Source organism: Labrenzia sp. THAF191a (assembly GCF_009363335.1).
GTDB lineage: Bacteria > Pseudomonadota > Alphaproteobacteria > Rhizobiales > Stappiaceae > Roseibium > Roseibium algicola.
On sequence record NZ_CP045335.1, the window covers coordinates 530,735 to 539,584 of the forward strand.

Sequence of the window (8,850 nt, forward strand, 5' to 3'; positions counted from 1 at the left end):
ACCAACCAGGAGATACCCATGAGCGAGCCCGATCCGATCGTTATCTGCGCCGCCAGACGCACACCGCTAGGTGCTTTCATGGGGGCCTTGAGCCCCGTAGCAGCTCCGAAGCTCGCCGCGACAGCGATTGGAGCAGCGCTTGAGGATGCGGGAGCTGGGCGAGACTCGATCAGTGAAGTTCTGATGGGCTGCGTTCTTCCTGCTGGTCAAGGACAGGCTCCGGCCCGGCAGGCGGCCCGTGCAGCCGGTCTTTCCGACCACACGGGTGCAACCACACTCAACAAGGTTTGCGGCTCCGGCATGAAGGCCATCATGCTTGCACACGATCTCCTGACTTCCCGGTCGGCAGACATCGTCGTTGCAGGTGGCATGGAATCGATGTCGAACGCGCCATTCCTGTTGCCGCAAATGCGCGCGGGTCGAAAGTTCGGTAGTAGCGAGGTACTTGACCACATGATGCGCGACGGCCTGGAGGATGCCTATGAGGCCGGCCGCCCGATGGGGTCTTTCGGAGAAGCAGCTGCGGAAAAATACGGTTTCACTCGCGCCGACCAGGACGCCTTTGCCCAGGAAACGCTCGTCCGTGCGCAAAAGGCGGTGACCGGTGGTGCCTTCCGGGATGAAATCGTCCCTCTTGAGGTTGCAGGCCGCAAAAGCACGGTCACTATCGAGGACGATGAAATCCCGGGACGGGTCGATCCGGAAAAAATCCCGAGGCTTCGCCCGGCCTTTTCTGAAAACGGCACCATCACAGCTGCCAGTGCCTCGGCCAATGCGGACGGTGCCGCGGCCCTGGTTCTGACCCGCAAGAGCTATGCGCAAGCCAACGGACTGCCGGTATTAGCAATCGTGCGTGGCCACGCGACCCATTCGCAGGACCCGGCCTGGTACACGACCGCGCCGATCCCGGCGATCCTCAAACTTCTGGATCGCACCGGCTGGTCTGCCGATGACGTCGACCTCTGGGAGATCAACGAAGCCTTCGCGGTGGTCGCAATGGCTGCCGCACATGACATCGGCATTCCGCGCGAGAAACTGAACGTCAACGGCGGCGCCTGCGCGCTCGGCCACCCGATCGGCGCGACCGGTGCCCGTCTGGTTGTCACACTCATTCATGCCTTGAAAGCACGTGGAGCCCAGCGCGGCGTTGCAGCGCTGTGCATCGGCGGCGGCGAAGCCACCGCGCTGGCCATCGAACTCTCCGCCTGAACACTTTTAAGCGCGCAGGACTAACGGCAGCGCATTCCCCCGCTTTCAAACTGACAAGAGACAATCGTCATGATCGAATTTGAAATCCACACGGCACAATCGGCGCCGGATCGCAGCAAACCCTTGCTCGAACAAACAAAGGCCGCCTTCGGGGTCGTGCCCAACCTCCATGCGGTCATGGCGGAAGCGCCGGGCTTGCTGGAAGGGTATCTGGTTCTTCATCGCCTTTTTCTGGAAAGCAGCTTCACGGACGAGGAAAAGACTGTTGTCTGGCAGTCGATAAACGTCGAGCACGATTGCCACTACTGCGTCCCCTCCCACACCGGCATCGCAAAGCGAATGGGCGTTGATGATGCGGTCTCGGACGCCTTGCGCAACGAAACGTCATTGCCAACACCCAGGCTTGAAGCGCTTCGCCGGTTCACGCTGCAGATGGTTCGCGAGCGCGGATCGGCCGGCGACAAGCAGGTGGAGGCGTTTCTGGCTGCCGGTTTTACCAGCCGGCAGGTACTCGAAGTCGTGCTTGCCATCTCGCAGAAGGTGATGAGCAATTACACCAACAAGCTGGCCGATACGCCGATCGAGCCGTATTTCGAGCAATTCACCTGGCAACGCACGCCGGCAGCAGAGCTCGTCAGCTGAGAAGGCGACGAGCAAAACCAACTCCTCGCTGTCGCCCGGCATATGGCGCCGGGCGACAGTCGATCGTGCATTTTTACCGGTGCAAGTGAACGAGATTGCCCTCTGCGTCGTCATCCGAGCTGTGAACAAGATGCAGAAATGGCCTGCCTTGCCGTCTGCCGGATAACGGGCCTTGCGGTACGTCCATGCGAACACCACCCATGGCTTCTGGTTGGTAGGCAACCCCGATCACCGTGAGTGTCCTGCTCTGACGACCAAGGCCCGTTAGCTCAATGCTCTGCTTTTCCGACATGCCAAGCAGGGCCATTCCCGTTGTCGTCGTGATCGGCAAGGTGAGGCCGACAAGACTGTCGGCTTCATCGGGAATGACCACCCTTGTGTCGGGTGCATGATCGTCCACCTGGAAGGTCACGCGGCTGTTCATGGTGACGACGTTCACCGGGATCTCCGATGAGGGCACTACGTGGGCTTGCGCCAATTTCCGGCGCAGCAGGGAAACAAACGGCGTATTGGTTCGCGGGCATTGCGACACCATTCTGGTCAAAGTCGCGTAGTCCTTGTTGGTGAAGATAAACTGCTTTGGTTCGCGCATGCGGTGTCTCCTTCGGCCCCGCTTTGGCAAAGGCCGGTGTTGGAACTGATTTCAGCTTCAAGACTGTTCCCCCTGTCCGGCCATCTCGGGTGCGAGAGACCGGCAGGGGCTAAGTTCCTGCGAGAAGACTGCCTGCATGATCCAGGAAACGGGGTTTGTGAAACGGCGAGCCGGAAGTCATGACTAGCCGCGATCCGGGCTCTGCAACTCCGGACCTCCACCGACGAGCGGCGGCTGGCTGACCGACACGACGGTTAGGCGATGCCGACGTCCGTCGTTTGCACACCAAGCGATCGACTGGCCCGCGGAAAGGCCAATGAGGGCGGTGCCGATGGGTGTCAGGATGGAAATCCTGCCGTTTGCGATATCCGCGTCGCCCGGAAAGACCAGTTGCAGGATCTTTTCGTCCGTATCGTCGGTACGGAACCGGACGACGGAACCCATTCTCACACTATCGGCAGGCAACGCCCCATCAGGGACGAGTCTGGCCCGGCTCAATTCGGCCAGGAGATCCTCCGTGACACTTGGCAATCGTGTTTCAAACGAGGAAGCGAGGCTTTCCAGTCGTTCATAGTCGGTCGTGCCGATAACGATGTCAGGCTTCGAAGCAAAATCAGTCGGTTCGCGCATAAAGTCCCCCTTGCCGGGTGCCTTCAGGCACCAATGGACGGAACACGTCCGGACGGCGGAGTTAAGTCTCAAGATGTGGTGATTTGTGCGCTTCGATGATTTCAACCGGCAGGACCGGTTCCTGTTGCATCATCTCAAGTGTTTACCCCGAGGCTCGGGGCGCATGACAGCCGAGCCGGGGGCTACTCTCCCGCTTTGGGGATAGCTCTGAAATCTCGTTTGTAGCTGGTCGCGGCGGCTTTGTTCATGACGGGATAGTTGCGAAGAATTTCATGCAAAGTCAAGCCGCCCGCAAATGCTTTGGCTACACTGGCGGGCGGCAAGGAGAGTTGTCAGGTCTGAACCAGGAGTATCAAGCCGCTTCGGCCTGCTGCCGGTCCAGGATCTCACGAACCTTACCGGCAATGGCCTTGCCCAGGTCGATGTTGTTCTGGGCCGTGAAATGAATGCCGTCGCAGCCGTCAGTGGTGATGTGGTCAGCCGCGCTGAGGAAATCGACCTTCATGAAATCGGCCATGTTCCGGTATTGCTCGGCCAGCGCCGCCGACTTTTCGTGGCCCCCGCCAAACATGCCCTGGAAATAGGGATGCGGCATAGGCGTCAGGGGCGGCGGTGCGACGACAAGGCACTTTGGCGCCGGATAAGGCGTGCCAATGCCGCCACCACATGTCAGCACCTGCCCAACCAGCTTCGACATGCCGTAGGCAATGTCATAGGGAGTGCGGTTGAAGAACGGCTTGGTGTCGTTGGTTCCCAGAAGGATGATCGCCAGATCCAGCGGCAGGTGGCTGGCAAGGGCCGACGGCAGGTACTGGCTACCGTTCAGACGGGGGTCGTTGGGATCATCGGCGCTCGTCGTGCGGGCACTGAGGCCTTCCTCGATAATCCGGTACCCTTCGCCCAGCTCGGCGGCCATTGCCCCCGTCCAGCGCTGTTCATACGGGTAGCGCATTGTCGGGGCGCCTTCGACGACGGGGATCCAGCCCCAGGTCAGCGAATCCCCAAAGCAAAGTATCGACTTTTCGTTTGCCATTGTTTCCTCCTCAAATTTTACGGAAAGGCTCAATTGGATCTGGACGTTCTGATGCCGTAGAAGATGGCGGCGAGCAGGATGATCAGCCCCTGGGCGATGAGCTTGCCCGGGTCATCGATGCCGAAAGTGGTCATCACCACGAACAGGAGGGCGAAGGACAGGACCCCGAAGAACGGGCCCCAGACACCGCCTTCACCCCGGCCGAAGACGACCCCGCCGAGAATGGTTGCAGCCACTGCCAGGATCGGCAGATCGAGGCCGACGCGGACACTGCCGACCGCGATGGAGGCGGTTTGCACCAGGGCTGCTACTGCTGCGATGAAACCGGCCAGCGTATGGGCGAGAATGACGGTCCGCTCGACCGGTACCCCTGAAAAATGCGCGGCTTCCGGGTTCTCGCCGACCGAAGTGACATATCTGCCGAACACCGTCTTTGAGAGAAAGAGCGCCATCACCACGGTCAGGGCAAACCAGAACAGCACCGGAACCGGGGCCGGCCCCCATTTGATGTTGTAGATGTCGTTCAGGTAGGACGGCACGTCACCGGGTGGTTTGCCGCTTGAAAGATACTGCACGAACCCGACCAGGATGATGCTGACCGCCAGTGTGACGATAACTGCAGAGACCCGGCGCTTGCCGATCATCCAGCCGTTGAAGAGACCGATCGCGGTGCCGGTTGCCAGACTTAGCCCGATGAAGAACGGCATCGACGCCCCGGGAAAGATGCCCGAGGAAATGAAGTAGTTGACCAACAGGATGATGCCACCGCCGGAAAGGTCGATGCTCTTCACGCGCATCACCAGCAACTGAGCCAGAACCAGCACGCCGAGCGGCGCCACCTGGCGAATGAAGATGCCCATGATATTGGCGTTGAGCATGTGCGGCCTGGCAATCCAGAGCGTGATCAGCAGGATGGCGAACACGTAGTACGCCGGCGGAACACGCAGCAGGCGCTGCAGGAAAGGATGCTTCACGATCGCTGACATGATCAAAGCCCTATTTTCTTGCGGGTCTGGAGCCCTACGACCAGGAGCAGGAGACCGCCCTTGATCGCGGTCTGGATGAAGGGCGACACGTTGGTGAGGTTCATGCCGTTGGACAGCAGCGCCAGGACCAGTGCCCCGATCACCGTGCCCTGCAGGCTGCCGATACCGCCGGAGAGCTGTGTTCCGCCGACGGCGACGGCGGTAATCGCATCCAGTTCGAACAAGAGACCGACATTGGGATCGCCCGAAACAATCCGGCCGGCCAGGAAGACACCGGCAAGGGCCGCAAAACACGAACAGGCGACATAGGCGAGCAGGATGTTTCGACGATCCGGAACGCCGAAATTTCGCGCAGCATCCGGCGTGCCGTTTGCAACTCCGCCGCCGATCGCAAACAGATGCAGGCCGAAGCGCGATCCATGCAGCAACTTCCAGGCCACCAGAACCACCGCGACACCCCAGAACACCGGCATCGGTACTCCGAGAAACGTGCCGCCGACCGACTGGATGACGATATCGGGCACGGTGCCTCCGGAAACCGGACGCAGGATGCGCGTGATGCCCAGAATGACATATTGCATTGCCAGCGTTGCGATGATCGGGTGGACATTCAGCCGGGTGATCACAAGGCCGTTGCTGAGGCCAACCAATACGGCGAACAGGAAAACCGCGGGTATCGTCACGTAGCCCGGCGCATCAAGCGCCAGAATGGCCGTCGTGAAGCTGATGAGGGAACCCACCGACAGATCGAGGCCGCCCACCACCACCACAAACATCTGGCCAATGGCCGTGATGACCAACGGCATCGCCTGGGCAATCAGGTTGAAGAGGTTTTCAGAACCGAGGAACTGGTCGGTGCGAAGACCGAGATAAACGCTGATGGCGATGGCGATCAGCAAGGGCAGCATCCACAAACCCTGCCGGCCTTTCGGCTGCGTCAATCTCGCGAGAAATGCTTGTGTCATGATCACTTCAATCTTGTGGGCAGGGTCAGGCGCTCAAGGCAGCGTTCAGGATCTGGTGCTCCGTTGCGGTCTCGGCGGGCAGCTCCGCGACAATGGCCTTGCCATGGACGACATAAATGCGGTCGCACAGGCCGATAAGCTCAATTGTCTCGCGGGACAGAACCAGAACCGCGCCACCTTTGTCCGCAAAGCTGCGCAACAGCTTGTAGATTTCCGCCTTCGCCCCGATGTCGACACCCCGGGTCGGTTCTTCGATGAGCAGCAGATCAAGACCCGCCGCAAGGTAGCGCCCCAGGAGCACCTTCTGCTGGTTGCCACCCGAAAGCGTGCCGACCGGTGCGGATGGGCCGGACGCCTTGATGTTCATGCTGGCCATCGTCTCGGAAATCGCCTTGCGATAGTCGTGCGCGATGGAGAGTTCGCCATGCACGGAAGACAGACCGACGGCAATGTTGTGTGCGATGGAAAGTCCCAGGAAGAGACCCTCTTCCTTCCGGTCTTCGGGAACGAAGCCGACTTTCCTTGCCTGAAGCTGCCGGATGCCGGATGCTTTCGGCGCGGGGAGCGGCAAGATCTTGCCCTTGATGGAGGCGGTGCCTGTCGAAGCCGGGTAAAGCCCGGCGAGCGATCTCAGCAATTGCTGTTGCCCCTGCCCTTCCAGTCCAGCGAGGGCGACGATCTCGCCCTTGTTGACATGAAGGGACAGCGGTGTGCTGCCCGGATCGATCCTGAAGTCTTCAAGGTCGAGGACGGTTTCTGTTGACGCTTTTCCTCGTGCGGGAAAGAGGTCCTGCAGTTCGCGGCCGACCATCAGGGCAATGAGGCTGTCCGGCGTCATGCCGCTCAGGGGCCGCGTTGCGACCAGCTTGCCGTCCTTGAGAACCGTCACCGTGTCGCAGATGCCGAATATCTCGTCCATGCGGTGCGAAATATAGACAATCGCCTTGCCTTCATCGCGCAAGCGCCTGATCTGCGCATTCATCACCTCGACATCGGCCGCATTCAGCGCGGCTGTCGGTTCGTCCAGAATGAACACCGAGGCATCCGCCTTGATGCCATGGGCAATTTCAACGAACTGGCGCTCCGCAATCGACAGCTCGGAAACCAGAATATCGGGGTTCAACTCCAGCCCCAATGCGGCAAGGGCCTTGCGGGTTTCGCGCCGCATCCTTGCCCTGTCGACCGTTCCGAACGCTGTTACCGGCTCGCGGCCAAGGAACATGTTTTCCGCAATCGTCAGGTTGGCGAGCAGAGACAGCTCCTGAAACACGGTCGATATGCCTGCTTCAAGAGCTTCCCTCGGCGTCTCGAAACCAGCTTTCCGCCCCTCGCGGAAGATCTCCCCGCTGTCGGGCTGGTGGACACCGGCCAGGATCTTCATCAGCGTCGACTTGCCGGCACCGTTCTCACCCATCAGGGCATGGACCGTGCCGGGCATGAGCTTGAGTGACACACCGTCGACTGCTTTGCTTCCGCCGAACGATTTGGAAATGTTCGACATTTCAACGAGGCAAGTCATTGCCTTCTCCCCCGGATCATATTCTGGATCTTTGCTGTCGGTGACCAGCCGGTGCGCGGAACTGCAGCACCGGCTGGCCGTCCGGCCTCGGGAGGAGGCTATTTCTTGCCGTAGAGCTCCTGCAGCTTTTCCTCCGGCAGCTCGGTTGGCCACCAGACGTTGGCAGACAGGTCCTCGCGGTAATATTGCTTGGCCTTGTCGACGTCCCAGCCTGCCGGGTTGTAGTCGTAGTGCTTCTTCAGCTCCTTGCCTTCCAGCAGGGCGACAGCAGCACGCACCCCGGCAGCTCCCTGGGCAGGCGCGTATTCCGCAGACACGGATTTAAATCCGTCCCGGATCCACTGACCGAAAAAGCCGTTGTTGCCTTCGCCGGAAATCGGCGGAATTTCAGCGCCGAACTGCTTGAACACGTCAACACAGGCACGGGTCATGTCGGCACCGGAAGACCAGATCCCGTCGACAGACGGGTTGTTCAGATAAAGCGTCTCACACAGGTTCTTGGCCTTGTCGTACTGCCAGTCGCCATGTTCTTCGGCGATGACCTCGACATTCGTGCCTTCAAGAGACTGCAGCAGGCCGTTGTAACGGTTGGTGTCTTCCGGGTGTCCGGCGAGACCGCGCAGAACCCAGATCTTGCCGTCGGTGCCAACCTCGTTGACGAGCCAGTCGCCCATCACCTTGCCGAAGTGTTCGGCGCCGCCCTGGATCTCGGTCGTATAGGCATCGCTCTCGATACGGCCGGTGTGCAGGACAACAGGAATGCCGGCTGCCACGGCCTTGGCGATCGACGCATCCGCAGACGTTGACGTTACAGGCTGAACGATGATCGCATCGACGTTCTGTGCAACCAGATCCTCGATATCGGCCACCTGCTTTTTCTGGTCGAAACCGGCGTCGAGCAGGATGAACTTGGTAATGCAGTCGTTCTTGGCAGCAGCCGCTTCGGACTCATGTGCCACCTGAACGGTCCATGTATTGGCGTTCACCCCAAAGTGGCTCATGCCGATGGTCCAGGGGCAATCCTTCTTGTATTTTCCCGCTTCGACGACCGGATTGTCGCCTTCCCTGGCCGTAACGCCATCCATCAGAAACGTGTCTTCCGCGAGCGCCGGGTATGACGAGATGGTGACGGCCAGACAGCCTGCCAGCGTGGCAGGTTTTAAATAAGTCATCGAAATTCCTCCTCCAAGGTCAGGCTTTTGATCTGCTTGCAGGAAGACTGCCGAGCGCCTGACCTCGGCGAACAGCCTTCCTCTACGCACAGGTCAGCCGTT

The 8,850-nt window shown here is 60.1% G+C and carries 9 protein-coding genes; 2 read left to right on the forward strand and 7 right to left on the reverse strand.

All coding sequences use genetic code 11. From position 1 onward, the window contains the following. The first annotated feature begins 18 nt into the window (after positions 1-18). Both FIV05_RS30860 and FIV05_RS30865 read left to right on the forward strand, forming a co-directional pair. On the forward strand, positions 19-1,209 hold the full coding sequence (locus FIV05_RS30860; protein WP_152512210.1) for an acetyl-CoA C-acyltransferase: 1,191 nt from the start codon (positions 19-21) through the stop codon (positions 1,207-1,209). A 69-nt stretch (positions 1,210-1,278) separates the two neighbouring features. Further along, positions 1,279-1,851, forward strand: a complete 573-nt coding sequence (locus FIV05_RS30865) for a carboxymuconolactone decarboxylase family protein (RefSeq protein ID WP_152512209.1) — start codon at positions 1,279-1,281, stop codon at positions 1,849-1,851. A gap of 73 nt (positions 1,852-1,924) precedes the next feature. On the opposite strand, the gene FIV05_RS30870 is transcribed toward FIV05_RS30865, so the two are convergent. The 7 genes from FIV05_RS30870 to FIV05_RS30900 all read right to left on the reverse strand — a co-directional run bounded on the left by FIV05_RS30870 (position 1,925) and on the right by FIV05_RS30900 (position 8,748). Continuing rightward, positions 1,925-2,443 (reverse strand): nucleoside-diphosphate kinase, encoded by a 519-nt coding sequence (locus tag FIV05_RS30870; protein ID WP_152512208.1) that lies wholly within the window; start codon positions 2,441-2,443, stop codon positions 1,925-1,927. A gap of 183 nt (positions 2,444-2,626) precedes the next feature. Further along, entirely contained in the window at positions 2,627-3,073 is a 447-nt protein-coding gene (rnk, locus tag FIV05_RS30875; protein ID WP_152512207.1) for a nucleoside diphosphate kinase regulator, read from the reverse strand. Between the two features lie 352 nt (positions 3,074-3,425). After that, on the reverse strand, positions 3,426-4,106 hold the full coding sequence (locus FIV05_RS30880; protein ID WP_152512206.1) for an SGNH/GDSL hydrolase family protein: 681 nt from the start codon (positions 4,104-4,106) through the stop codon (positions 3,426-3,428). 29 nt (positions 4,107-4,135) lie between these two features. Then, on the reverse strand, positions 4,136-5,092 hold the full coding sequence (locus FIV05_RS30885; protein WP_023001496.1) for an ABC transporter permease: 957 nt from the start codon (positions 5,090-5,092) through the stop codon (positions 4,136-4,138). A gap of 2 nt (positions 5,093-5,094) precedes the next feature. Further along, complete coding sequence (locus FIV05_RS30890; RefSeq protein WP_152512205.1) at positions 5,095-6,057, reverse strand: ABC transporter permease; 963 nt, start codon at positions 6,055-6,057, stop codon at positions 5,095-5,097. A gap of 25 nt (positions 6,058-6,082) precedes the next feature. Further along, complete coding sequence (locus FIV05_RS30895) at positions 6,083-7,576, reverse strand: sugar ABC transporter ATP-binding protein (protein WP_152512204.1); 1,494 nt, start codon at positions 7,574-7,576, stop codon at positions 6,083-6,085. A gap of 98 nt (positions 7,577-7,674) precedes the next feature. Next, positions 7,675-8,748 (reverse strand): substrate-binding domain-containing protein, encoded by a 1,074-nt coding sequence (locus FIV05_RS30900; RefSeq protein ID WP_152512203.1) that lies wholly within the window; start codon positions 8,746-8,748, stop codon positions 7,675-7,677. Positions 8,749-8,850: the final 102 nt, after the last annotated feature.

Coding starts and splice junctions, on each gene's coding strand:
- FIV05_RS30860 (WP_152512210.1), top strand. CDS start 19: ATGAGCGAGCCCGATCCGATCGTTATCTGCGCCGCCAGACGCACACCG.
- FIV05_RS30865 (WP_152512209.1), top strand. CDS start 1,279: ATGATCGAATTTGAAATCCACACGGCACAATCGGCGCCGGATCGCAGC.
- FIV05_RS30870 (WP_152512208.1), bottom strand. CDS start 2,443: ATGCGCGAACCAAAGCAGTTTATCTTCACCAACAAGGACTACGCGACT.
- rnk (WP_152512207.1), bottom strand. CDS start 3,073: ATGCGCGAACCGACTGATTTTGCTTCGAAGCCTGACATCGTTATCGGC.
- FIV05_RS30880 (WP_152512206.1), bottom strand. CDS start 4,106: ATGGCAAACGAAAAGTCGATACTTTGCTTTGGGGATTCGCTGACCTGG.
- FIV05_RS30885 (WP_023001496.1), bottom strand. CDS start 5,092: ATGTCAGCGATCGTGAAGCATCCTTTCCTGCAGCGCCTGCTGCGTGTT.
- FIV05_RS30890 (WP_152512205.1), bottom strand. CDS start 6,057: ATGACACAAGCATTTCTCGCGAGATTGACGCAGCCGAAAGGCCGGCAG.
- FIV05_RS30895 (WP_152512204.1), bottom strand. CDS start 7,576: ATGACTTGCCTCGTTGAAATGTCGAACATTTCCAAATCGTTCGGCGGA.
- FIV05_RS30900 (WP_152512203.1), bottom strand. CDS start 8,748: ATGACTTATTTAAAACCTGCCACGCTGGCAGGCTGTCTGGCCGTCACC.